We start from the raw sequence: 22,611 nt of genomic DNA, 5'->3' as shown, positions 1-22,611 counted from the left end.
ACGGGGCAGCCGTGCCCGCCTACCGGAGGAACGCGTCGGGTCGCGGGTCGTCGGCGGGCAGGTGCACCACGACCGAGCGCGTGCAGTCGGCGAGGTTCAGCACCGCCAGCTGGGTCACCCGCAGCTGCCCGTCGACGCGCACCTCCCGCAGCCGGGTGCGCTGCCGGGTGACGTAGTGCGACGACCACCACTCGCGGAACTCCGGGCTCGCCTCGTGCATCAGGGCGATCAGCTCCTCGAACCGGGCGTCCCACGCGCGGGCCGCGGCCGCCCGCCGGAACCGGCCGACGACGTCGCGGGTCTCGTCCTCCCAGTTGACGAACCGCTCGCGCGCCTCCGGGGCGGTCAGCATCCACAGCAGCATGTTGCGGCGGGGTTCGGGCAGCGCGCCGAAGTCGGTGTACCACTTGGTCGCCGCGACGTTCCACGCCACCACGTCGCCGTGGACGTCGGCCCCGTACACCGGCAGGTCGTTGTCGCACATCGCGGCGACCACCGAGCGGACGACCGCGTCGTCGGAGGTGTCGCTGCGCGGTTTCTCGTCCGACGGCGGGCTGCCGGTGGCGAGCAGGTACAGGTAGGTGCGCTCGTCACCGCTCAGCCGCAGCACCCTGGCCAGGCTCGCCAGCACCTCGGTGGACGGCCGGATGTCCCGCCCCTGCTCCAGGTACGTGTACCAGGTGGGGCTGAGGCCGGCGAGCACGGCGATCTCCTCGCGGCGCAGCCCGGGCGTGCGGCGGCGCGAGCCGGTGGGCAGGCCGAGGTCGGCGGGACTGGTGCGCTCCCGGCAGCGGCGCAGGAACTGCGCCAACTCCTGCCTGTTCCTCCTCGTTCCCACAAATACCCCCAGGCCCCGGAACGCCGGCTCACCGACTCTAGTGCTTTACCACCACCGACAGCGAATCCCGTCCCTACCTGCTGCCAACCCGCTGGAAAACCGTTTCTGCGCAGGCCCCGAGCGATACCGCGGCCTCCCAGTGACCTGCGTGTGCCCGAAGTTGCGCGGCGGTCCAGGTGGCCTCGGCCAGCCGTCCCGCCAGGACCAGACCGTCCACCAGGCAGGCGGTCAGGTACGGCGCGAGCCACGGCAGTTCGTCGCGCATCCGCTCGGCACCGGTCAACGCCCGGCGCAGCGCGGACACCGCCTGGGTGGGCCGGTTCTCGGCCAGGGCGACGGTCGCGAGCGCCGCCTGCGCGAACACCGCCGCCTGCCGGTCCGGCACCAGGTCCGCCACCACCTGCCGGGCCTCCGCGGTGTCACCGCCCACGGCGAGCAGCCACGCGCGCACCGCGTCCAACCGGGACGCCCACGCGGGGGTGGTGCGGGCGACGTCGTCGAGCAGCGCGCACGCCTTGTCGGTGCCCTCCGGCCCGAACGCCAGCACGAACGCCCGCGTCAGCGCCCGCGCCTCGGACGGCGCCGCCCCGGTCTCGCGCACCTGCGCCAACGCCTCCCGGGCGTTGCCGCGCAGCAGCAGGACCTGCGGCCACACCAGGGACACGGCCGCCTCCTCGCCCGCGAGCAGCGCGAGCCGGCACGCCTGGTCCAGCACGTCCAGCGACAGCTCCCGCCACGCGTCCCGGACGGCTTCCCGAAGCCGTTCCCTGCCGCGCTCGTCGAGTTCCACGCCCTCGTGCGGCACGTCGCCCAGCGACAGCCCGGGGCTCTCGCCCTGGCGCATCGCGGCGCGCAGCGCACCCGCGGTGAGGTAGCGCCGCAGCAGGGCCGGGTTGCCGCCGGTGACCGCGCGCAACGCCTCCGCCGCGGCGGCCGACACCGGGCCGCCGAGCACGTCCGACGCGAGCGACGCCACCTCGTCCACGCCCATCGGCGGCACCTCGACGCGCTGGAAACCCGGTTCGTAGCGCAGGCAGTCCAGCGGGTCGGGGCCCGGGAACCGGTCGGTGCGCAGCGCCAGCACCAGCACCGCGCCCGTCCGGACGTGCAGGTCGCGCAACACCTGCACGGTCGCGTGGTCGGCCAGGTGGGCGTCGTCCAGCAGCACCACGGGACGGCGGCCGTCGGCGTGGCGCTCCAGCGCCTCGACCACCACGCCCAGCCCGCCCGCCCGGGGGACGGGCACGTCCGGGGGCAGGTGCTCGCGCAGCGTCGCCAGGCGCCCCGGCGTACCGCGCAGCGGGATGAGGGCGTCGGTCCGCTCGTCCACCAGCCCCGCGGCCAGCTCCAGCACCGTCGACCGGCCGATCCCCGTCTCGCCGGTGAACACCAGCGGCCCGGGGCGCGGCGCGGCGAGCACCGCGGCGACGCGGTCGAGCAGACCGTCGCGCACGACGAAGCGCCAGGACATCGGTTTCTCCTTCCAGCCACGCGATTCCGGCGTGTTCCGCCGGACTCGTCCATCGTGACCCCGGCGTTTTGCCGCTGCATTCAGCTGACAGAGTCCGGTGTTGTCTCCGTCAGCACATCGGTTTTCCGTCAACTGTGCCGCGCGGTGCTTTGTCGGGCCGTTCCACCCCAATGGCGCAACCGGTCACGCTGCGCCACGCAGGGGCGTCCGCATTTGCGCCAGGCTGGTACTCCGAGTTCCCCGATAAACGCTTGCTGTACTGATTTAACCCGACCGCGTGGAATGGCATCCGGGTTGATCGTCTGGTGTTGAGGGAGGGCCTGGTCCGGTGGAGCTGGCATCGGGTGTGGACGCGGTGCTGCGGGTGCTGGGCGCCGTCGTGCTGGCCGTCGTGTCGTTCACGGCGGTGCGGTCGGCGCTGGCGACCTCCGCGTCGGCGTGGTCGCACCACGCGGTGCGGTGGGCGGGCACGGCGTTCGGGTGGGTCGGCCGCCGCCTCGACGAGCGCGCGGGAGAACGCGCGATCGGCCTGACCGCGCCGGTCTGCCTGCTGGCGGTGCTGCTGGTGTGGCTCGGGGCCTGGCAGGTGGGCGTCGTGCTCGTGGCGGCGCCCGCCGGGGTCGCGGACGGCGGTCGGACGGCGCTGGTGGTGCTGTTCGGCGCGCTCGTCGTGCGCACCGGCCAGGCGCACACCGCGCGGGAGCGGCGCTGCGGCGAGTTCGGCGACGGCCGCGGCGCCGAGGAGCTGCTGGCCGGGTTCCTCGGCACGGGCGGCCGGGAGGGCCTGGACCGGGCCCTGTCCGACTGGTCGGCGTGGCTCGCCGAGCTGCACTGGGCGCACCGCGCGTGGCCCACCCTGCTCTACACCCGGTCCTCGGGGACGCGGTGCTGGCTGGAGACGGTCGTCACCATGCTGGACGTCGCGGCGCTCGCCGAGGCCATCGCGCCCGACTGGACGCCGCCGCACACCGCGGTCGTCCTGGTCAACGGCACCGACTGCATCGGTCGGGCGCTCGTCGCCACGGGCACCGCGGCACCCCGCAGCACCATCAGCCTGCACGGCCGCGAGGACCGCGCGTTCGACGACACGGTGAGCCTGCTGGCCGCGGCGGGGCTGCCCGTCGAGCGGGACCCCGTCGACGCGTGGACCGAGTTCCAGGCCCGGCGCACGGGGTATGCGCCCGCCGCGTCGGCGCTGGCCGTGAGACTCCTATACACCAGATTCGAGGAACGCCGCTAAGACGGATTCCCGAAGGTTTTCGCGGAGCCCCGGGGAGGTAACCGAGAAATTTCCGCACATCCGGCAGGACCAGAAGAAACGACATTGGGGGATCGTAGGTCCGATGGCTTTACACGATCGCAACTTCCATGCCGTGCGGCCCGGTGAGGTCGACACGTTGACGCAGTTCTGCCACGAATTACTCGACACCCTGCCCCGCTCGGACCAGCGTCGCTGGGGCGAGATCTACGTTCGCGGGTTGGTCTCGCTCCCCGGCCGCAAGTCGATCCGCCGGGTGGCGGAGGCGATGGCCGGCTGGCGGGCGGAGCAGGGACTCCAGCAGTTCGTCAACCAGAGCACCTGGCAGTGGGCGCCGATCCGCCGCAACCTGGCCCGGCACCTCGCCACCCTGTACCGACCGCACGCCTGGGCGGTCGGCGAGGCGGTGTTCACCAAGAACGGGTCCAGCTCGGTCGGCGTCGCGCGGCAGTTCGCGCCGTCGGCGGGCAAGCTGCTGAACTGCCAGCTCGGGCTCGCGATGTTCCTCGTCGGCGAGGGCGAGGCGGCGCCGGTCGACTGGCGGCTGCTGCTGCCCCACTCCTGGGACTCCGACGCCGACCTGCGCGCGAAGGCGCACGTGCCCGAGGGCGAGCGCCGCCGGGAGCGGTGGGAGGCCGTGCTGTCGATGGTCGACGAGCTGGCCGGCGACTGGGGGCTGCCCCCGCAGCCGGTCGTGGTCGACGGGCGGCACATGATGCAGGTCGAGCAGCTGCTGACGGGCCTGGAGGAGCGGCGGATGCGCTACCTCGTCCAGGTGCCCTACGAGTCGGCCGTGTCGCTGGTCGGCGAGCGCTCGCCGGGCGCGTTCCGCGGCGTGAGCCGGCCCGGGGCGGTGATGAACCTGTGGGCCGTGGAGAACGGCAGGCAGCAGGCTTCGCGGTACGTGGTGGAGTCGGTGCCGACCCGGCCGGGCACCTCGCCGAGCGGGCCGCGCCGGGCGCGCCGCCTGCTGACCCGGTGGCTGCCCGGCGAGCCCTACCCGGTGCAGGTGTGGCTCACCAACGTGCACGCGGCCATGCCCGACCTGATCCGGCTCACCCGGGCCGGGGTCGAGGTCGAGCGCGAGACGAGCAGGCTCTACGAGGACGTGGGGCTGGGCCACTTCGAGGGCCGCTCGTTCCGCGGCTGGCACCACCACGTCACGCTCACCTCGCTGGCGCACGCCTACCTGCTGGGGAGGCGGCGGGCGGAGCAGGAGCGGGACCTCCGCCGGCGGCCCTTCGCGTAGCCCGCGGGGCGACCCCCGGTGCCCTGACGCGGCAGGTGCCCGGTGGTGCGGCAGGTGCCGGGTGGTGTGGAGGTCTCGCGGCCCGGTGCCCCTGGTGCGGCAGGTGCCCGGTGGTGCGGACCGGTCCCGTTACCCGGTGCGTGACGTTCGACGTTCGACGTTCGGCGGTGCGGCGGCAGCGTGGCCGACCGCGCCGCCGTCGACCCGCTCTCCCGCCGTCCCGGCGCCGCGGGGGAGACCGGCGCTACCCGGTCCCCCCGACGCCGGGCCGGTGGCGGGCGCCCGACTCCGCCAGCTCGGCCAGCAGGGTCAGCGCGGCGGCGGAGGAGGAGCCCGGCGCGGCGGTGAAGACCACCAGCCGCTGGCCCTCGTCCTCGGGCAGCGCCATCAGCTCGTCGGTCAGGGTCAGCTCGCCGACGACCGGGTGCCGGAAGCGGCGGTCGTGGAAGGCGCACCTCCGCACCGGGTGCGCCGACCACAGCGCCCGGAACTCGGGGCTCTTGAGCGACAGCTCGCCCACCAGCTCGGCCAGCCGCGGGTCGTCCGGGTAGCGGCCCGCCATCAGCCGCAGGTCGGCCACGGTGTCCCGGGCCTTCTCCGACCAGTCGCGGAACAGCTCCCGCACGTGCGGGTCCAGGAAGAACAGCCGGGGCCAGTTCGGGCGGTCGGCCGCCCGGTCCGGCGCCCCGAACGGCAGGTGCCCGGCGAGCAGCGCGTGCGCCAGGCGGTTCCACACCAGCACGTCCCCGAACACGCCCAGCACCAGCGCGGGCATGTGCCCCAGCGAGTGCACCACCGACCGCACGGTCTCCCGCAGCCGGTCGGGGCGCGCGCGGGCGGGCTTGACCGGGCCGGACCGGATCAGGCCGCGCAGGTGGGCGTGCTCGTCCGGGGTCAGCCGCAGCGCCCGGGCCAGCGAGTTCAGCACCGAGTCCGAGGTGTTGACCGGGTGCCCCTGCTCCAGCCGCACGTAGTAGCCGACGCTGATGCCGGCCAGCTGGGCGAGCTCCTCGCGGCGCAGACCGGGCACGCGGCGGCGGCCGTAGCGCGGTACGCCCGCGTCCTCGGGGCTGATCCGCGCCCTCCTCGACCGGAGGAACTCGCCGAGTTCCGATCGCTGATCCATGGGACCAGGATGCCTCGGGCACCCCTGGCGAACCTGCACCTGCCAGGAATACCCAAAACAGGTCTACGTTCGGCAGGTGGCTGGGTGGCCCCACCCGGGGCTGGAACAGTTGTGGCCATGGGGAAAACCATGCGAGCGGTGGTCGCCCGGCAGTACGGCGGCCCGGAGGTGCTGGAGCTGGCGGACGTGCCGCGCCCGGGGTGCGCGCCGGGTGAGGTGCTGGTGCGGGTGCTGGCGGCCGGGGTGAACCCGGTGGACGCGGAGTGCCGCGGCGGCAAGGCCGAGGAGTGGTTCGGCGCCGGCCCGCACACGTGGGGCTGGGACGTCTCCGGCGTGGTCGTCGAGGTGGGCGAGGGGGTGGCGGACCTGCGGCCCGGTGACGAGGTCTACGGCATGCCCCGGTTCCCGGCGCTCGCCGGGGCCTACGCGGAGTTCGTCAGCGCGCCCGCGGCGGAGCTGGCGGCCAAGCCGGCGGGGTTGCGGCACGTGGACGCGGCGGCGCTGCCGCTGAGCGGGCTGACCGCGTTGCAGACCCTCGACCGCCTCGGCGTCGGCGCCGGGGACCGGCTGCTGGTCAACGGCGCGGCGGGCGGTGTCGGGCACCTGGCCGTGCAGCTGGCCAAGGCGCGCGGCGCGTCCGTGGTGGCCGTGGCGCGCGAGGCCAACCACGACTTCCTCCGCGGGCTCGGCGCGGACGAGGTGGTGGACTACACGACGACCGACGTGGCGACCGCCGTCGGCGAGGTCGACGCGGTGCTGGACTGCGTCGGCCGGGACGGGCTGGTCGAGCTGGTGCGGCCCGGTGGCGCGCACGCGCGGGTGCCCGACGCCGCGACCGGTCCCACGGCGCTGGAGGAGGCGGCCGCGCGGCGGGGCGTGCGCGTGGTGCGGCACGTCGTCGCGCCGGACGGCGCCGGGCTGGTCACCCTGGCCGGGCACGTCGACCGGGGCGAGCTGACCGTGGACGTGGGCTCGGTCCTGCCGCTGCACGAGGTCGCGGCGGCGCACAAGCTGGTGGACGAGGGGATCAGCCGCGGCAAGCTGGTCCTCATGCCGCTGGACTGAGCACGGGTGCGGGTGCCCGGCGCGGCCGGGCACCCGCACCGCACGGGTCGGTCGTGCCGCTCACAGGTCGATGTTCGCCATCGCGTCGGCGTGGTAGCGGGCGCCCGCCACCGCCTCGGCGGGCACGGCCGCCTCGATCGCGGCCACCTGCGCGGCGTCCAGGGCGATGTCGCGCGCGGCGGCGTTCTCCTCCAGGTACCGGCGGCGCTTCGTGCCGGGGATCGGCACGACGTCGGACCCCTGGTGGTGCAGCCACGCCAGCGCGAGCTGCCCGGCCGTGTGGCCCCAGGCCCGGGCCAGCTCCTCCAGGCCGCGCACCAGCTCCAGGTTGTGGTCGATGTTGCGGCGGTCCAGCCGGGGCTGGCCGGTCGCCCGGAAGTCGTCCGGCGCGAAGTCGCCGGCGGCCCGGTAGCGCCCGGTGAGGAAGCCGCGGCCCAGCGGGGAGTACGGCACCACGCCGACGCCCAGCTCGCGGCACGTCGGCACGACCTCGCGCTCGATCTCCCGCGACCACAGCGACCACTCGGTCTGCACCGCCGCGATCGGGTGCACGGCGTGCGCGCGGCGCAGGGTGCGCGCGCTGACCTCGGACAGGCCGAGGTGCCGCACCTTGCCCGCCGCCACCAGCTCGGCCATCGCGCCGACGGTCTCCTCGACGGGGGTGTCCAGGGCGACGCGGTGCTGGTAGTAGAGGTCGATGTGGTCGACCCCGAGCCGCCGCAGCGACGCGTCGCACGCGCGTCGGACGTAGGGCGCGTCGCCGCGGATGCGGTTCTCCTCCGGGTCGGCGGCGAACTTCGTGGCCAGCACGACCTCGTCGCGCCTGCCCCGGATCGCCCGGCCCACCAGCTCCTCGTTGAGGTACGGGCCGTAGACGTCGGCCGTGTCGAGGAAGGTCACGCCCAGGTCCAGCGCGCGGTGGATGGTCGCCACCGACTCCACGTCGTCGCGCGAGCCGTAGAACGCGCTCATGCCCATGCAGCCCAGGCCCTGCGCGCTCACCCGCAGAGCACCCAGTTCAGCCATCGGGCTCACGCCCCGGGGTGCAGCGACGGGCGGGGCGAGGGCACCGCGGGGGGCCGGGCACCGGAGGTGACCAGGTCCGCCAGCAGGCTCAGCGCGGCCTCCGACGGCGAACCGGGCTCGGCGTGGAACAGCGCCAGCCGCTGGCCGTCGTCGTCGGGCAGCACCAGCAGCTCGTTGGCCAGGGTCAGCGGGCCCACCAGCGGGTGGTGGAACTCGCGCGCGCTGTAGGCGCACGCCTTGACCGCGTGGTTGTTCCACAGCGCGGTGAACTCCGGGCTCTTCATGCTCAGCTCGCCGACCAGCTCGGCCAGGCGCGCGTCGTCCTGGTAGCGCCCGGCGACCAGGCGCAGGTCGTCCACGGTGTCGCGGCACTTGCGCTTCCAGTCGGGGTACAGCTCGCGCACGTGCGGGTCGAGGAACACCATCCGGGTGATGTTCGGCCGGTCCGCGGGCCGGTTCGGCGCGTCGAAGTCCAGGTGCCCGGCCAGCAGCCCGTGCGCGAGCCGGTTCCACGCCAGCACGTCGGTCGACCGGCCGATCACCAGGGCCGGCACCTTCGCCGCGGTGAACGACTCCACCATCAGCGCGATCGAGGGCCGCAGCCGCTCCGGCCGGCGCACCCGGGGCCGGTCGCGGCGCGAACCGCGGGCCAGCCGGTGCAGGTGGGCGTGCGCGTCCTCGTCGAGCTGGAGCACGCGGGCGACGGCGTCGAGCACCGCGTCGGACGCCCGGTCGGTGAGGCCCTGCTCCAGCCGCGTGTAGTAGGCGACGCTCACGCCCGCGAGCTGCGCCACCTCCTCGCGGCGCAGCCCCGCGACCCGCCGGCGGCCGTGGTTGACCAGCCCGAGCTGTTCGGGGCGCAGCTGCGCGCGTCGGGAACGAAGGAACTCGCCCAGGTCGTTGAGCCTCTTCATCCGGCCATTGTCGCGCGGTTCGCGGCCGCGCGGCTAACACTGGCAGTGCTAGGAACCGGGTTCCTACCCTGAAAGTTCCTACATCGAACCGAGGTCTGGGTACACCTCCGCGCGCCGGTCACGATCATTCCTGAAGCGAAACAGTTCAGGGAGGCATGGCCAATCATGACCAGGAAAACCGGCTCCGGGGCCGCGCCGGGTGAAGCGACGGCCGGCCTGGGCCTGCGCGGCTGGCTCACGCTGATCACCCTCTGCATGGCGCAGTTCATGATCGCGCTCGACTTCTCGATCGTCACGGTCGCCCTGCCCGCCATCGACCGCGGCCTGGGCTTCGGCGGCGCGGCGGACCTCCAGTGGGTGATGACGGCGTTCATCCTGCCCACGGCGGGTTTCCTGCTGCTGTTCGGACGCGTGTCCGACCTGGTGGGCAGGCGACCGCTGTTCATCCTCGGCCTGGGGATCGTGACGGTGTTCTCGCTCGTCGCGGGCCTGGCCACGGCGCCGTGGGTGCTCATCGCGGCCCGCGCCGGGCAGGGCGTGGGCTCGGCGATGGTCGGCGCCACGGCGCTGGCGCTGCTGACCGCGTCGTTCCCGGAGGGGCCGCGGCGCGACAAGGCGCTGGGCGTCAGCGGCGCGCTGCTGTCGCTCGGGTTCGTCGTGGGCACCATCGCGGGCGGCGTCATCACCAGCGGCCTGAGCTGGCGGTGGACCATGCTGATCCTGGTGATCATGGGCGTGGTCGTGCTGGCCGGCGCGGTGGCGCTGCTGGACAAGGACGAGGAGCGCAGCCCGGCGCGGCTGGACGTGCCCGGCGCGCTGCTGGCCACCACCGGCCTGCTGGCGCTGGTCTACGGCATCTCCACGGTCGGCGAATCGGGCTGGACCTCCCCGGCGGCGCTGGTGCCGCTGATCGCCGCGGTGGTGCTGCTGGCCGGGTTCCTGGTGGTGGAGGGCAGGCAGGAGGCGCCGCTGGCGCCGCTGTCGATCCTGCGCAGGCGCACGGTGAAGTGGGGCGGCCTGACCGGGTTCATCACGTTCGGCATGTGCGGTGGCTCGACCGTGCTGCTCAGCCTCTACATGCAGGAGGTGCTGCACTGGAGCCCGCTGGCCACCGGCCTCGGGTTCATCGTCGAGGGCGTCGCGGCGATGGTCTCGGGCAGCCTGGCCGCGCGGTTCATCAGCGGCCTGGGCACCCCGGCCGTGCTGGTCCTCGGCCTGGTGGTGCAGGGCCTGGGCACGGCGGCGATGCTGCTGCTGCCGCAGGACGGCGACCTGGTGCTGCTGCTGGTCACCAGCGCCGCGCTCGGCTTCGGCCACGTGCTCGCCGTGGTGGCGTTCATCGGCACCATGACCTCCGGCGTGCCCACCGAGCACACCGGCCTGGCCAGCGGCCTGGCCCAGACCGCCCAGCAGGTGGGCAGCGCGGTCGGCGTCGCGGTGCTCGCCGCGGTGGTGGCCGCGACCACGGTGCCGGACGCCGCCTCGCCGGAGGCCGCCACCCTCGACGGCCTGCGGTCGGCCCTGCTCGTGGCGGCCGCGGTGACCTTCGCGGGCGTGCTCGTCGCCGTGCTGTTCCTGCGCGGTCCGCGGTCCGGCTCGGCGGCCACCCCCGCCGACGGGGCGCGGTCCGGCGACGAGGTCGCCGCGTCCCGACCCCAGGCGGGATGAGGTGACCGAAAGGGGCGGCCCGGGTCCGATCGACCCGGGCCGCCCCTTTTCGCCGCACCTAGCGCGTCACCTCGAAGCTGTCCGAGAAACCCAGCGGGCTGAACCACTCGGTGTAGCGGACGATCTTGCCGTCGGCGTCGAAGTCGAACAGGCCGATGCTGTCGTTCTCGTACTCGCCACCCGCCAGCAGCTGGCCCACCGGGTGCCACCGGGCGAACACGCGGTCGGCGCCGTGGACGGCGTGGATGTCCACGTTGGTGAACACCATCGACGAGTACGACTCGTGGATCTCGCGGTACAGCCGGCCCAGTTCGGCCTTTCCGCGCACCTCGGGCGGCAGCACGTTGTCGTGGTAGGGGATGAACTGCACGCCGTCGTCGGCCCACAGGTCGAGCCAGCCGTCGAAGTCCTTCCGGCTCAGCAGCTCGAAGTACCGGCGCATGGTGGCGACATTGCGCTCCGAGTTCACGACCGCGCTCCTTCCGCGGCGAACGCCTGCGCCACGTACACCGGGTGGAAGTACTCGGTGAACATCGCGATGCGCCCGTCGGCGTCGAATTCGAACAAACCCACGTTCTCGTTGGCGTACGCGCGGCCGTCGGTCATCCGGCCGCGCGGGCGCCACAGGGCGAGGACCTTGTCCGGGTCGTCCAGCGGCAGGATCTCCACGTCGTCGAACGCCAGCTCCGCGTAGTCCTCCGCCATGCCCCGGTACAGGTCCCACACCTGGTCACGGCCCTCGACGCGGTCCGGGACACCGCCCGCCGCGAACGGCATCACCTGCACGCAGCCCTCCGCCCACAGCTCGATCCACGAGTCGACGTCGAGCGCGGCGAGGCGCTCGAAATACGTTTCCAGGGTCGCGGCGTTGCGCGCCCGGCGGTCGTCGCCGGACAACTCGCTACTCATTTCGCGCACCTTTCTGAAGAGGTCGCACAAGAGGTGCGTCGAATGTAGCGCCCCGGCCCGGCGAACTGGGAGGAACGGGTGACCCGGGTTCCCGTACTCCGTCAAGTCGGCGCTGCTCCTGGTTTTCCGGGCCGGTGTGTTCAGTCGTCCTTGTCGCCGTTCCGGGCGGCCTCCGACACTGGTTCGGCGAGCACCCGCCCGCTTTTCGCCAGGGCGGGCCCGACAATTCCCACCGGGGAGAGGACCCATGAGCAGGAACCCGGGCAAGCGCGGCTTGCCGAGCAGCACCGACGTCCTGGTCGTCGGCGGCGGGCCGACCGGTCTCGCCCTGTCGCTGGCGCTGACCCGGCTGGGGGTCGACCACGTCGTGGTCGAGCGGCAGCTCGGGCCGTCGCCCAACTCGCGGGCCGCCGCCCTGCACGCCAGGACCCTGGAGTCGCTGTCCGCCGTCGGCGTCGCCGACGAGCTGGTGGCCGCCGGGCGCCCGGGGCGGTCGTTCGCCGCCCGCGACGGCGACCGCGTCCTGCTGGAGACCCCGTTCAACGAGCTGGACACGCCCTACCCGTTCGTGCTGGCCATCCCGCAGGAGACCACCGAGCGGATTTTGGACGCCAGGCTGGCCGAGGTCGGCGGCCACGTGCACCGCGGCTGGACCGTGGTGGACGTCAAGGAGCAGTACCCCGGCGCGATGGCCATGGTCACCGACGACGACACGGGCGAGATCCGGGCCATCCGCGCCCGCTACGTCGTCGGCTGCGACGGCCTGCACAGCGTGGTGCGGCAGCGCGCCGGCATCGCCTTCGAGGGCCACGACCGGCCGCACAACTTCGCCCTGATCGAGTTCGTCATGGAGTGGGCCGGCCCGGAGGGGGAGATCAGCTTCTTCTTCTCGCCCGCCGGCCTCGCCGCGATCTCCCACCTGCCCGGCCGGCTGTACCGGATGGTGGCGCTGGTCGAGGACGACACGCCGGTGCCGGACCTGGCCGACGTGCAGGAGATGCTGGACGCGCGCGGGCCCGCCGCGGCCGGCGCGAAGGTCGAGTCGCTGGAGATGGTGTCGATCTGGCGGGTGCGGCACCGGCTGGCCGAGGCGTTCGGCAAGGGGCCGTTCTTCCTCGTCGGCGACGCCGCCCACGTGCACAGCCCGGTCGGCGCGCAGGGCCTGAACACGGGCATCCAGGACGCGTTCAACCTCGCCTGGAAGCTCGCCGCCGTGCTCGACGGCACCGCCGGCCCCGCGCTGCTCGACACCTACGACGGCGAGCGGCGGCCGATGGCGCAGGGCCTGCTGGCGTTCACCGCCCAGCTGCACGACGTCTCGACGATGAGCAACCCCGACAGCATCCACCTGCGCAACCGGATGCTCGGCGTGCTGGGCGAGCTGCCCGAGTTCTCCGGCTGGCTCGCCCGGCGCCTGGCCCAGCTCGCCATCACCTACGGCGGCGGCGACGGCGGACCGTCGCCCGCGGTCGGCGACCGCATGCCGCCGCGGCCCGGCATGGCCGACGGCATCGGCTGGTCGGTCGTGCTGCCCTCCGAGGCGGGTGCCGCGGCCGTCAAGGAGGCCGCGGAGCGCGGCCGCACGCCGGTCGCGGTGGCCGTCGACCCCGAGCTGCCGCACGCCGTGCTGGTCCGCCCGGACGGGCACGTCGCGCTGACCGCGCCCGCCGACGAGGCCGCCGACCTGCCCGGGCGCCTCACCGCCTGGCTGAACCGCTGAACAACCCTGGAGGACCCATGAGCCCCGTCTCCATCCGCCCGCCCGGCGCCGCGACCCTCATGCACGTCGCGATCTTCTGCCCGGACGTGGACGAGTCGATCCGCTTCTACCGCGAGGCCCTGGGCTTCTCGCGCACCTACGAGTGGACCAAGACCTACACCGAGACCGGCAAGACCGTCTACAGCGGCCGCGGCGTCTACATCGAGCTGGAGGGCCAGACCTACCTGGAGCTGTTCCCCGGCGGCGAGCCCGGCCGCGACTCCTCGGCCGGGCCGGTGCACCACATCGGACTGGCCATCTCCGATGTGGACGGAGCCTACGAGCGGTGCCTGGCCGAGGGCGCGCGGCCGTTCGGCTTCGACGACTGGTCGGGCGAGCCCACCACGGTGACCATCAACGGCGACCCGGAGATGCTGGTCCGCGTGGCGTTCGTCCGCGGCCCCGCCGGCGAGCTGATCGAGCTCTACGAGCAGTACAGCCCCGTCATCGCGACCGAGCGGTAGACCACGTCACACACAGGAGGTCCCATGCGTTACACGGTGCTTGGCCGCAGCGGGCTGCGGGTCTCGGAACTCGCGCTCGGCACGGTCACCTTCGGCGAGGACTGGGGGTGGGGTGCGCCGAAGGACACCAGCGCGCGCATCCTCGACCTCTACGAGGAGGCGGGCGGCAACTTCCTCGACACCGCCGACCACTACACCGGCGGCACGTCCGAGGAGTACCTGGGCGAGATGCTGCGCGGCAGCCGCCGCGACCGGTTCGTCATCGGCACGAAGTTCACCCTCCAGACGGACCTGGGCGACGTGAACTCGGCGGGCAACAGCCGCAAGAACCTCGTCTCGTCCATCGAGGCCAGCCTGCGGCGCCTGCGAACCGACCGCATCGACCTGCTGTGGGTGCACGCCCACGACACGCTGATGCCGGTGCCGGAGCTGATGCGCGCCCTGGACGACCAGGTGCGGCTGGGCAAGGTGCTGCACGTCGGCGCGTCCAACTGGCCCGCGTGGGAGGTGGCGCAGGCCAACACCCTGGCCGAGCTGCGCGGGTGGTCGCCGTTCGTGGGCCTGCAGATCCGGTACAACCTGCTGGAGCGCGCGGCCGAGCGCGACCTGCTGCCGATGGCGCGCCAGTTCGACGTCCCGGTGCTGGCGTGGGGCGCGCTGGCCGAGGGGCGGCTCACCGGCAAGTACCTCAACGGCGGTGGGCAGGGCCGGCTGACCGTGCAGCCGCGCGAGCACAGCATGGCGGGCGGCGACGACCTCGTGGTCGAGGTCGGCAAGGTCGCGGCCGAGGGCGGTTGGACGCCCGCCCAGGTCGCGCTGGCCTGGGTGCGGACCCGGCCGGGCGTGGTGATCCCGCTGCTCGGCGCCACCAAGGTCGAGCAGCTGCGCGACAACCTCGGCTGCACCGACGTCGCGCTGACCGACGACCAGGTCGCGCGCCTGGAGCGGGCGGCGGCGTTCGACCTGGGCTACCCGCACGACCTGCTGCGCCAGGACATCACCGTGCGCGACATGTACGGCGTCCAGTGGGAGTCCATCCAGGACCGGCGCACCACCGTGCAGCGGGGTGTCGCCGACACCCGCTACTCGCCCCTGCCCTGGGCCTGAGCCCATCGCGGAGAACGGACCCGTCGCGGCACCGCGGCGGGTCCGTTCGGCTGTCCGCACATTTCAGGAGAATCGCCGACTACACGGAATTCAGCTTACCGCTGGGAGTGCGCGCGGCGGCCGTCGGAAACGTTGTCCGGTGCCCCGCCCGCTGGTTTCATCGGTATGGCAAGCCCGTGCGATGAAAAAGGAGAGCCGGCTGTGGTGGAAACCGCACGCACACGCGAGATCGTGACCAGGCTGTTCGCCGACGTCCAGTCCGGCAACCTCGACGGCGTGCTCGCCGCCCTGGGTGACGACATCGTCTTCGACCTGCCCGGCAACGAGTTCAACACCGTCATCCCCAACCTGCGGACGTGGCGCGGCAAGGACGGCGTGGTCGAGGCGTTCCGGTTGCGCACGCTCGACACCGAAATCCTGGAATTCGAGCAGCGGGACCTGGTGGTCGAGGGCGACCGGGCCTTCGTGCTCAATTACCAGAAAATCGGTCACAAGCACACCGGGATGGCGGTGGAGTTCGAGTTCACCATGCGCATCACGGTCGGCGAGGACGAGCTGATCCACGAGTGGCGCGCGTTCTTCGACTCCGCGCCCGAAATCGCGCTGTTCCGCTCCGACATCGACCAGCGGCTGCTCGCGGCCGTCCGCGCCGGTGACGACGAGCGGGTCGCCACCCTGCTGCGCGACGGCGCCGACCCGAACCGCCGCGAGGCGACCACCGGGCTGACCCCGCTCCAGGTGGCGGCGGGCCTCGGCCGCGCGGGCACCGTCGAGGCGCTGCTGGCCGGCGGCGCCGACGTCCACGGCGTGGACACCCGCGCGGGCTGCACGGCGCTGCACAAGGCGGTGCAGAACGGCGACCTGGCCACCGTGCGCGCGCTGGTCGAGGCGGGCGCGTTCGTCGACGCGGTGGCCCCGACCACCGGCCACACCGCGCTGATGGACGCCCTCTGGTACAAGCACCCGGAGGTCGTGGGCTACCTGCTCGACCAGGGCGCCGGCGTGAACCTGGGCACGCACTACGGCTTCTCCATGAAGGAGCACTTCGAGTTCGAGCTGAACGTCAACTCGCTCGGCAAGGAGAAGCTGCTCGAAGCCGAGAAGCTGCTCAAGGCCCGCGAGGGCGAGGACGAGCGCCGCATCGCCGAGCAGGAGCTGATGGCCGCCACCGCCGCCGGCGACACCGAGCGCGTCCGCCGGCTGCTGGCCGACGGCGCCGAGGTCGACGCCCGCTACCCGGTGCGCAACGGCTTCAACGACCTGCACACCCCGCTGCTCGTGGCCACCCGCGACGGGCACCTGGAGATCGTGCGCGAGCTGCTGGCCGCCGGCGCCGACGTCAACGCCACCGAGCCGACCTTCGGCGCGTGCCCGCTGCACAAGGCCGTCTACAACGGCCACGAGCAGATCACCGCGCTGCTGGTCACCGCGCCCGGCGTGGACCTGGACTTCCAGGGCGCCACCAACGGCTACACGCCGCTGCACGACGCCCTGTGGCACGGCTACGACGAGTGCGCCCGCACCCTGCTCGACGCCGGCGCGCGCACCGACCTGGTCGGCCACGACGGCAAGACGCCGCTCGACGTCGCCCTGGACGTGTTCGACACCGACCACCCGATCATCGAGCGGCTGCGCGCCGCCTGACCACGCCGGGAGCAGACGCCATGCTGTTCTACGTCCAGATGCGCTGGAACCACGAGGGCCGCATCACGCTCGACGAGCTGTGGGAGATCGAGCAGGAGGAGGCGGTCCACGCCAAGGAGACCCTGGACTCGGGCTTCGCCGTGGGCCTGTGGAAGGTGGCCGCGCAGAAGCGGGTCATCGGCATCATCGACGCGCCCAGCGCCGAGGAGCTGGACCGCACCGCGCTGGGCCGGCTGCCGATGCGCGAGTACCTGGAGTTCGAAGAGGTCTGGCCGCTGCGCGACTACCTCGGGTTCGCCGAGGACGTCCTCAAGCGCTACCAGGTCTGAAGCCGAGGGAGGAAACCATGATCCACCAGCTCATCTTCGCCCACCCCAAGCCCGGCATGACCGAGGAGGAGTTCCAGCGCTACTGGCTGGAGGAGCACGCCGTCCGGTACGCGAGCAAGATCCCGCAGATCCGGCGGTACAAGATCGACACCCGCATCGCGCTGCCCGGTGACGGCGCCGAGCCGCTGTGGAGCGGCATCGCCGAGATCTGGCTGCGCCCCGAGGAGCAGATCGAGTCGCTGCAGACGCCGGAGTTCCTGGAGGGCGCGCGGCTGGACGAGCCGAAGTGGGCCGCGTTCTGGCGCACGCTCGTGTTGGACACCGACGCCCACTCGATCGTCGAGCCGCCCCGCACCGAGGGCGTGAAGATCGTGCGGCTGGTCAAGCGCCGCGAGGGCCTGCCGCTGGCCGCGTTCCGCGAGCAGAGCCTGGGCAAGCACGCCGAGCTGGTGGCCGAGGTGCCGGGCCTGCGGGGCTACCTGCAGAACCACGTGGTGGACGGCGCCTACGGCATCGGTGAGGCCACCCTCGACGCGGCCCACCAGCTGTGGTTCGACGACACCGACGCGCTGGCCGCGGCCCTGGCGTCGCCGGAGTTCCAGCGCGCGGAGGAGGAGCTGCGCCCGCTCGTCCAGGAGCGCTACCTGCACGAGATGGTCGTCCGGGAGCACTGGGTGATCGGGCCGGACGCCCGGTAGGCCGTTCCACGCAGTCGTGGTCGAGGAGGAACCAGTCATGCAGCGGATCGCGGTGGAGGACGTCCGCCCGGCGGTCTCGGGGGGTCTGCGGCCCGCGAAGGCGGTCGTGGGCGAGCGCGTGCCGGTGTCGGCGACCGCCTGGCGGGAGGGGCACCAGGCGGTCGCGGCCGAGGTGGTGTGGTCCGGGCCGGGGGACGGTGCGCCGCGGCGGACGCGGATGGCGCCGGGGCCGGACAACCGCTGGGAGGCCACCATCGTCCCCGACCGGCCGGGGGAGTGGGCGTTCCGCGTGGAGGCGTGGAGCGACCCCTGGGCGACGTGGCGGCGGGCGGTGGAGGCGAAGCTCGCGGCGGGCGTGTCGCCCGACGAACTGGACCTCGACCTGGAGGAGGGTGCGCGGCTGCTGGAGCGGGCGGCCGCGCACCCCGGCCCGGCCCGGTCCGGCGGCACCAACGGCAGACCGGTGGGCGGCGCGGTCGGCGGCACCCCCGCCGGCCGCGCCCTCGCCGCCGGCACCCTCCTGGCAGGTGCCCCCGCCGCCGGCGGCGCACCCGCCGGCACCACCGACAACCCGACCGAGGCCCTCGCCGACGACCCGCGCCCCGCGCGGCTGCTCGAAGCCGCCGAGCGGTTGCGGCGCAAGGACCTGCTCCTGGTCGACCGGGTGATCCTGGCCCTGTCCGACCCGGTGCACGAGGGCATGACCACCCACCCGGTGCGCGAGCTGGTCACCCCCGGCCTGCCGCACCGCCTGCTGGTGGAGCGCGAGCGCGCCCTGGTCGGCTCCTGGTACGAGCTGTTCCCCCGCTCCACCGGCGGCCTCGGCCCCGACGGCCGACCCGTGCACGGCACGTTCGCCACCGCCGCCGCGGAGCTGGACCGCGTCGCCGCCCTGGGCTTCGACGTGGTCTACCTCCCGCCGATCCACCCGATCGGCCGCACCAAGCGCAAGGGGCCCAACAACAACCCGGTGAGCGACCCGGGTGACGTCGGCTCCCCGTGGGCCATCGGCTCGCCGGAGGGCGGCCACGACGCCGTCCACCCGGACCTGGGCACCATCGAGGACTTCGACGCCTTCGTGGCCCGCGCCCGCGAGCTGGGCCTGGAGGTGGCGCTCGACCTGGCCCTCCAGTGCTCGCCGGACCACCCGTGGGTGCGCGAGCACCCCGAGTGGTTCACCCACCGGCCCGACGGGTCGATCGCCACGGCCGAGAACCCGCCCAAGCGCTACGAGGACATCTACCCGCTGAACTTCGACAACGACCCGGCGGGCCTGTACGCGGAGGTCCTGCGCGTGGTGCTGCACTGGGTCGACCACGGGGTGCGGATCTTCCGGGTCGACAACCCGCACACCAAGCCGCCGGACTTCTGGGAGTGGCTGATCGCCCGGGTCCACCGCGCCCACCCCGACGTGGTGTTCCTCGCCGAGGCGTTCACCAACCCGGCCCGGCTCTACGGCCTGGCACGGCGCGGGTTCAGCCAGTCCTACACGTACTTCACCTGGCGCACCGGCAAGGCCGAGCTGACCGACTTCGGCCGCGAGCTGGTCGCCCACGCCGACGAGGCCCGGCCGAACCTGTTCGTCAACACCCCGGACATCCTGCCGGAGCACCTGCAGTCCGGGCGGCCGGCGGTGTTCGCGATCCGCGCGGCGCTGGCCGCGACGATGGCGCCGACCTGGGGCGTGTACTCCGGTTACGAGCTCTACGAGCACCAGGCGCTGCGCCCGGGCGGCGAGGAGTACCTGGACTCGGAGAAGTACCAGCTCGTGCACCGCGACTTCGGCGGCGACGGGACGCTGGAGCCGTGGATCGCGCGGCTCAACGAGGTCCGCCGGGCCCACCCGGCGCTGCGGGAGCTGCGCACGCTGCGGTTCCACGACGTCGACAACGACGCGCTGATCGCCTACTCCAAGACCGCGCCCGGCGAGATCGTGCTGGTCGTGGTGACGCTCGACCCCACCGGCCCGCAGGAGGGCACGGTGACGTGGCGGCTCGACGAGCTGGGCCTGCCCGACGGGTTCACCGCGCACGACGAGGTGACCGGGCAGGCGTTCCGCTGGTCCGAGCGCGCCTACGTGCGGCTCGACCCGAACCAGGCGGTGGCGCACATCGCCGCCGTGCCCCAGGAGGTGCGCCCATGACGACGGCCGCGTCCACCGACCCGGTCAGCGCGAGACCGGCCCGCGACGAACCGGAGTGGTTCAAGCGCGCGGTGTTCTACGAGGTGCTGGTCCGCGCGTTCGCCGACTCCGACGGCAACGGCACCGGCGACCTCGACGGCCTCACCGGCAAGCTGGACTACCTCCAGTGGCTGGGGGTGGACTGCCTGTGGCTGCCGCCGTTCTACGCCTCGCCGCTGCGCGACGGCGGCTACGACATCAGCGACTTCCGGCGGGTCCTCCCGGAGTTCGGCACGGTGCAGGACTTCGTGCACCTGCTGGACGAGGCGCACCGGCGGGGCATCCGGGTGATCACCGACCTGGTGCTCAACCACACGAGTGACGCCCATCCGTGGTTCCAGGAGTCGCGCCGCGACCCGGACGGCCCGTACGGCGACTTCTACGTCTGGAACGACGACGACCAGAAGTACGCCGACGCCCGCATCATCTTCGTCGACACCGAGACCTCCAACTGGACCTACGACCCGGTGCGCGGCCAGTTCTACTGGCACCGGTTCTTCTCCCACCAGCCGGATCTGAACTACGAGAACCCGGCCGTCCAGGAGGCCATGCTCGACGTCCTGCGCTTCTGGCTCGACCTGGGCATCGACGGCTTCCGCCTCGACGCCGTGCCCTACCTGTTCGAGGAAGAGGGCACGAACTGCGAGAACCTGCCGAAGACGCACGAGTTCCTGAAGCGCTGCCGCAAGGTGATCGACGAGGAGTACCACGACCGGGTGCTGCTGGCCGAGGCGAACCAGTGGCCCACCGACGTCGTGGAGTACCTGGGCGACCCGGCCGTGGGCGGCGACGAGTGCCACATGGCCTTCCACTTCCCGCTGATGCCCAGGCTGTTCATGGCCGTGCGGCGGGAGAACCGGTTCCCCATCACCGAGATCCTGGCGCAGACCCCGCCGATCCCGTCGGGCACGCAGTGGGGCATCTTCCTGCGCAACCACGACGAGCTGACCCTCGAAATGGTCACCGACGAAGAACGCGACTACATGTACGCGGAATACGCCAAGGACCCGCGGATGAAGGCCAACATCGGCATCCGCCGCAGGCTCGCCCCCCTGCTGGACAACGACCGCAACCAGCAGGAGCTGTTCACCGCCATGCTGCTCAGCCTCCCCGGCTCACCCGTGCTCTACTACGGCGACGAGATCGGCATGGGCGACAACATCTGGCTCGGCGACCGCGACGGCGTCCGCACCCCCATGCAGTGGACCCCCGACCGCAACGCCGGCTTCTCCGACTGCGACCCGGGGCGCCTCTACCTTCCGGTGATCATGGACTCGATCTACGGCTACCAGTCGCTCAACGTCGAGACCCAGCAGCGCGACACGTCGTCGCTGCTGCACTGGACGCGGCGGATGCTCGCCGTGCGGAAGCGGCACCCGGCGTTCGGGCTGGGCGAGTACCTGGAGATGCCGTCGTCGAACCCGAGCGTGCTGGCGTTCGTGCGGCGGCACGGGGACGACACCGTCCTGTGCGTCTACAACCTGTCCCGCCACCCGCAGGCGGTGTGGCTGGACCTGTCCGACCACGTCGGCGAGGAGCTGGTCGAGCTGACCGGCGGGGAGGGCTTCGGCGTGGTGGAGTCGCCGGACCACGCGCTGACCGTGGTCGGGCACGGGTTCTACTGGCTGTCGCTGGTGAGGCCGTCATGACGCTCTCGGCCTGGGACCGCACGAGGCTCGCGGCGGCGCTGGTGGACTGGCTGCCCCGCCGCCGCTGGTTCGCCGCCAAGGGGCGGCCGGTGGAGCGGGTGGAGGTCGCGCGGGTCGCGGACCTCGGGCACGGCTGCCTGGTCGCGCTCGTCGACGTGCACCTGGTCGGCGAGCCGGGGCCGCACCGCTACCAGCTCCCGCTCGGGCTGCGCGCCGAGCCCGCGCCGGACGCGATCACCGACCTCGGCGGCCTGTGGGCGGTGGACGCCACCGACGTCCCGGACCTGATGGCGCACGTGCTCGCGCTCGTCGCGGCCGGCGCCGAGCGGGACGGCGTCCGGTTCACCGCGGCGGCGCCCGTCGAGCCCGCGGCACCGGCCCGGCGGGTCACCGGGGAGCAGTCGAACACCTCGGTGGTGTTCGGCGACCGGTACATCCTCAAGTTCTTCCGGCGGCTCTTCCCGGGGGAGAACCCGGAGGTCGCGGTGTCGCGGGCGCTCGGCCCGACCCCGACGGTCCCGCGGCTGCACGGCGTGGTGGACGACGGCACGTCGACCCTGGCCGTGGTGCAGGGGTACGCGGCGGGCGCGGTGTCGGGCTGGGACCTGGCCGGCACGCCCGGGTTCACCGGGCGGCTGCGCTCGCTCGGCGAGGCGGTCGCCACCACCCACGCGGCGCTGGCCGACGCGTTCGGCAGCACGCCGCTGACCCGCGCCGACCTGTCCGCGCTGGTGGACGGCATGCTCGACCGGCTGGCCCGGACCGCCGCCGAGGCGCCCGCGCTGGCCCGGCACGCCGACCGGCTCACGCGCCTGCTGGTGGGCGCCTGCCGGGCGGCCCTGCCCGGTTCGCCGCGCCAGCGCGTGCACGGCGACCTGCACCTGGGCCAGGTCCTGGCCGCGGACCGCGGCTGGCTGCTGATCGACTTCGAGGGCGAGCCGGGCGCGCCGATCCCGGAGCGCGCGCGGTGGGACTCGCCGCTGCGCGACGTGGCGGGCGTGCTGCGGTCGCTGGACTACGCGGCCAACCGCACGCCCGACCGGGACTGGGTGCGGGCCGCGGAGCGGGAGTTCCTGGCGGGCTACGCCGAGCGCGCCGGCCGGGCACCGGACCCCGCGCTGCTGCTCGCCCACCAGCTGGACAAGGCGATCTACGAGGTCGGCTACGAGACCCGCAACCGCCCGGACTGGGTGACCGTCCCGCTGCGCGCGATCGAGGGGTTCGTGGCCGCCGCGGAGGAGGCGGGGTGACCGGG

The 22,611-nt window shown here is 73.4% G+C and carries 20 protein-coding genes; 13 read left to right on the top strand and 7 right to left on the bottom strand.

The window, feature by feature from the left end:
• Window positions 1-19: 19 nt before the first annotated feature.
• Both EKG83_RS29540 and EKG83_RS29535 read right to left on the bottom strand, forming a co-directional pair.
• The gene (locus tag EKG83_RS29540; protein ID WP_033430167.1) at window positions 20-838 is read right to left on the bottom strand and encodes a helix-turn-helix transcriptional regulator; all 819 of its coding nucleotides are present in this window, start codon (window positions 836-838) and stop codon (window positions 20-22) included.
• Between the two features lie 73 nt (window positions 839-911).
• Window positions 912-2,309 (bottom strand): ATP-binding protein, encoded by a 1,398-nt coding sequence (locus tag EKG83_RS29535; protein ID WP_033430166.1) that lies wholly within the window; start codon window positions 2,307-2,309, stop codon window positions 912-914.
• Window positions 2,310-2,637: 328 nt separating this feature from the next.
• On the opposite strand from EKG83_RS29535, the gene EKG83_RS29530 reads away from it, so the two are divergent.
• On the top strand, window positions 2,638-3,549 hold the full coding sequence (locus EKG83_RS29530) for a hypothetical protein (protein WP_153278529.1): 912 nt from the start codon (window positions 2,638-2,640) through the stop codon (window positions 3,547-3,549).
• Window positions 3,550-3,652: 103 nt separating this feature from the next.
• The gene (locus tag EKG83_RS29525) at window positions 3,653-4,816 is read left to right on the top strand and encodes an IS701 family transposase (RefSeq protein ID WP_084716281.1); all 1,164 of its coding nucleotides are present in this window, start codon (window positions 3,653-3,655) and stop codon (window positions 4,814-4,816) included.
• Between the two features lie 244 nt (window positions 4,817-5,060).
• Here the strand turns inward: EKG83_RS29525 and EKG83_RS29520 are convergent, their stop codons facing one another.
• Window positions 5,061-5,942 carry a helix-turn-helix domain-containing protein gene (locus tag EKG83_RS29520; protein WP_051765389.1) on the bottom strand — a complete coding sequence of 294 codons (882 nt, stop codon included), beginning with the start codon at window positions 5,940-5,942 and terminating at the stop codon, window positions 5,061-5,063.
• A gap of 117 nt (window positions 5,943-6,059) precedes the next feature.
• On the opposite strand from EKG83_RS29520, the gene EKG83_RS29515 reads away from it, so the two are divergent.
• Window positions 6,060-7,007 (top strand): NADP-dependent oxidoreductase, encoded by a 948-nt coding sequence (locus EKG83_RS29515; protein ID WP_033430270.1) that lies wholly within the window; start codon window positions 6,060-6,062, stop codon window positions 7,005-7,007.
• 60 nt (window positions 7,008-7,067) lie between these two features.
• Here EKG83_RS29515 and EKG83_RS29510 read toward each other — a convergent pair whose 3' ends face one another.
• Both EKG83_RS29510 and EKG83_RS29505 read right to left on the bottom strand, forming a co-directional pair.
• Window positions 7,068-8,033 carry an aldo/keto reductase gene (locus tag EKG83_RS29510; protein WP_033430163.1) on the bottom strand — a complete coding sequence of 322 codons (966 nt, stop codon included), beginning with the start codon at window positions 8,031-8,033 and terminating at the stop codon, window positions 7,068-7,070.
• A gap of 5 nt (window positions 8,034-8,038) precedes the next feature.
• Window positions 8,039-8,947, bottom strand: coding sequence for a helix-turn-helix transcriptional regulator (locus tag EKG83_RS29505; RefSeq protein WP_033430162.1), 909 nt, complete (start codon window positions 8,945-8,947; stop codon window positions 8,039-8,041).
• A 165-nt stretch (window positions 8,948-9,112) separates the two neighbouring features.
• Between EKG83_RS29505 and EKG83_RS29500 the strand changes: the two genes are divergently transcribed.
• On the top strand, window positions 9,113-10,615 hold the full coding sequence (locus EKG83_RS29500) for an MFS transporter (RefSeq protein ID WP_051765387.1): 1,503 nt from the start codon (window positions 9,113-9,115) through the stop codon (window positions 10,613-10,615).
• A gap of 58 nt (window positions 10,616-10,673) precedes the next feature.
• Here EKG83_RS29500 and EKG83_RS29495 read toward each other — a convergent pair whose 3' ends face one another.
• Both EKG83_RS29495 and EKG83_RS47125 read right to left on the bottom strand, forming a co-directional pair.
• Window positions 10,674-11,084 (bottom strand): nuclear transport factor 2 family protein, encoded by a 411-nt coding sequence (locus tag EKG83_RS29495; RefSeq protein WP_033430161.1) that lies wholly within the window; start codon window positions 11,082-11,084, stop codon window positions 10,674-10,676.
• Complete coding sequence (locus EKG83_RS47125; protein ID WP_170191813.1) at window positions 11,081-11,524, bottom strand: nuclear transport factor 2 family protein; 444 nt, start codon at window positions 11,522-11,524, stop codon at window positions 11,081-11,083. The genes EKG83_RS29495 and EKG83_RS47125 overlap by 4 nt, the downstream gene beginning before the upstream one ends.
• A 247-nt stretch (window positions 11,525-11,771) precedes the next feature.
• Here EKG83_RS47125 and EKG83_RS29485 point away from each other — a divergent pair, with 247 nt between their 5' ends.
• The 9 genes from EKG83_RS29485 to EKG83_RS29445 all read left to right on the top strand — a co-directional run bounded on the left by EKG83_RS29485 (window position 11,772) and on the right by EKG83_RS29445 (window position 22,606).
• Complete coding sequence (locus tag EKG83_RS29485; RefSeq protein WP_051765385.1) at window positions 11,772-13,244, top strand: FAD-dependent monooxygenase; 1,473 nt, start codon at window positions 11,772-11,774, stop codon at window positions 13,242-13,244.
• Between the two features lie 17 nt (window positions 13,245-13,261).
• The gene (locus EKG83_RS29480) at window positions 13,262-13,747 is read left to right on the top strand and encodes a VOC family protein (protein WP_033430159.1); all 486 of its coding nucleotides are present in this window, start codon (window positions 13,262-13,264) and stop codon (window positions 13,745-13,747) included.
• A 24-nt stretch (window positions 13,748-13,771) separates the two neighbouring features.
• A complete protein-coding gene (locus EKG83_RS29475; RefSeq protein ID WP_033430158.1) occupies window positions 13,772-14,854 on the top strand; it encodes an aldo/keto reductase in 1,083 nt (360 codons plus the stop codon).
• Between the two features lie 204 nt (window positions 14,855-15,058).
• Window positions 15,059-16,498 carry an ankyrin repeat domain-containing protein gene (locus EKG83_RS29470; RefSeq protein ID WP_228122267.1) on the top strand — a complete coding sequence of 480 codons (1,440 nt, stop codon included), beginning with the start codon at window positions 15,059-15,061 and terminating at the stop codon, window positions 16,496-16,498.
• A 20-nt stretch (window positions 16,499-16,518) separates the two neighbouring features.
• Window positions 16,519-16,827 carry a muconolactone Delta-isomerase family protein gene (locus EKG83_RS29465; protein WP_153278528.1) on the top strand — a complete coding sequence of 103 codons (309 nt, stop codon included), beginning with the start codon at window positions 16,519-16,521 and terminating at the stop codon, window positions 16,825-16,827.
• A gap of 17 nt (window positions 16,828-16,844) precedes the next feature.
• Window positions 16,845-17,525, top strand: coding sequence for an EthD domain-containing protein (locus tag EKG83_RS29460; RefSeq protein WP_033430156.1), 681 nt, complete (start codon window positions 16,845-16,847; stop codon window positions 17,523-17,525).
• 37 nt (window positions 17,526-17,562) lie between these two features.
• Window positions 17,563-19,668: an alpha-1,4-glucan--maltose-1-phosphate maltosyltransferase gene (locus tag EKG83_RS29455; protein WP_033430155.1), complete on the top strand. Its 2,106-nt coding sequence runs from the start codon at window positions 17,563-17,565 to the stop codon at window positions 19,666-19,668.
• Window positions 19,665-21,356: a maltose alpha-D-glucosyltransferase gene (treS, locus tag EKG83_RS29450; RefSeq protein ID WP_153278527.1), complete on the top strand. Its 1,692-nt coding sequence runs from the start codon at window positions 19,665-19,667 to the stop codon at window positions 21,354-21,356. The genes EKG83_RS29455 and treS overlap by 4 nt, the downstream gene beginning before the upstream one ends.
• Entirely contained in the window at window positions 21,353-22,606 is a 1,254-nt protein-coding gene (locus tag EKG83_RS29445) for a maltokinase N-terminal cap-like domain-containing protein (RefSeq protein ID WP_033435870.1), read from the top strand. The genes treS and EKG83_RS29445 overlap by 4 nt, the downstream gene beginning before the upstream one ends.
• Window positions 22,607-22,611 lie beyond the last annotated feature (5 nt).

It is taken from the genome of Saccharothrix syringae, from assembly GCF_009498035.1.
Taxonomy (GTDB): Bacteria; Actinomycetota; Actinomycetes; order Mycobacteriales; family Pseudonocardiaceae; genus Actinosynnema; species Actinosynnema syringae.
The sequence above is the reverse complement of the archived record's forward strand: the minus strand, read 5'-3'. Positions and strand labels throughout refer to the sequence as shown.

Bases quoted from the DNA above. Each gene is read 5' to 3' on its own strand.
- EKG83_RS29535 (WP_033430166.1), bottom strand. From the start codon at position 2,309: ATGTCCTGGCGCTTCGTCGTGCGCGACGGTCTGCTCGACCGCGTCGCC.
- EKG83_RS29525 (WP_084716281.1), top strand. From the start codon at position 3,653: ATGGCTTTACACGATCGCAACTTCCATGCCGTGCGGCCCGGTGAGGTC.
- EKG83_RS29520 (WP_051765389.1), bottom strand. From the start codon at position 5,942: ATGGATCAGCGATCGGAACTCGGCGAGTTCCTCCGGTCGAGGAGGGCG.
- EKG83_RS29515 (WP_033430270.1), top strand. From the start codon at position 6,060: ATGGGGAAAACCATGCGAGCGGTGGTCGCCCGGCAGTACGGCGGCCCG.
- EKG83_RS29510 (WP_033430163.1), bottom strand. From the start codon at position 8,033: ATGGCTGAACTGGGTGCTCTGCGGGTGAGCGCGCAGGGCCTGGGCTGC.
- EKG83_RS29505 (WP_033430162.1), bottom strand. From the start codon at position 8,947: ATGAAGAGGCTCAACGACCTGGGCGAGTTCCTTCGTTCCCGACGCGCG.
- EKG83_RS29500 (WP_051765387.1), top strand. From the start codon at position 9,113: ATGACCAGGAAAACCGGCTCCGGGGCCGCGCCGGGTGAAGCGACGGCC.
- EKG83_RS47125 (WP_170191813.1), bottom strand. From the start codon at position 11,524: ATGAGTAGCGAGTTGTCCGGCGACGACCGCCGGGCGCGCAACGCCGCG.
- EKG83_RS29485 (WP_051765385.1), top strand. From the start codon at position 11,772: ATGAGCAGGAACCCGGGCAAGCGCGGCTTGCCGAGCAGCACCGACGTC.
- EKG83_RS29480 (WP_033430159.1), top strand. From the start codon at position 13,262: ATGAGCCCCGTCTCCATCCGCCCGCCCGGCGCCGCGACCCTCATGCAC.
- EKG83_RS29475 (WP_033430158.1), top strand. From the start codon at position 13,772: ATGCGTTACACGGTGCTTGGCCGCAGCGGGCTGCGGGTCTCGGAACTC.
- EKG83_RS29465 (WP_153278528.1), top strand. From the start codon at position 16,519: ATGCTGTTCTACGTCCAGATGCGCTGGAACCACGAGGGCCGCATCACG.
- EKG83_RS29460 (WP_033430156.1), top strand. From the start codon at position 16,845: ATGATCCACCAGCTCATCTTCGCCCACCCCAAGCCCGGCATGACCGAG.
- EKG83_RS29455 (WP_033430155.1), top strand. From the start codon at position 17,563: ATGCAGCGGATCGCGGTGGAGGACGTCCGCCCGGCGGTCTCGGGGGGT.
- treS (WP_153278527.1), top strand. From the start codon at position 19,665: ATGACGACGGCCGCGTCCACCGACCCGGTCAGCGCGAGACCGGCCCGC.
- EKG83_RS29445 (WP_033435870.1), top strand. From the start codon at position 21,353: ATGACGCTCTCGGCCTGGGACCGCACGAGGCTCGCGGCGGCGCTGGTG.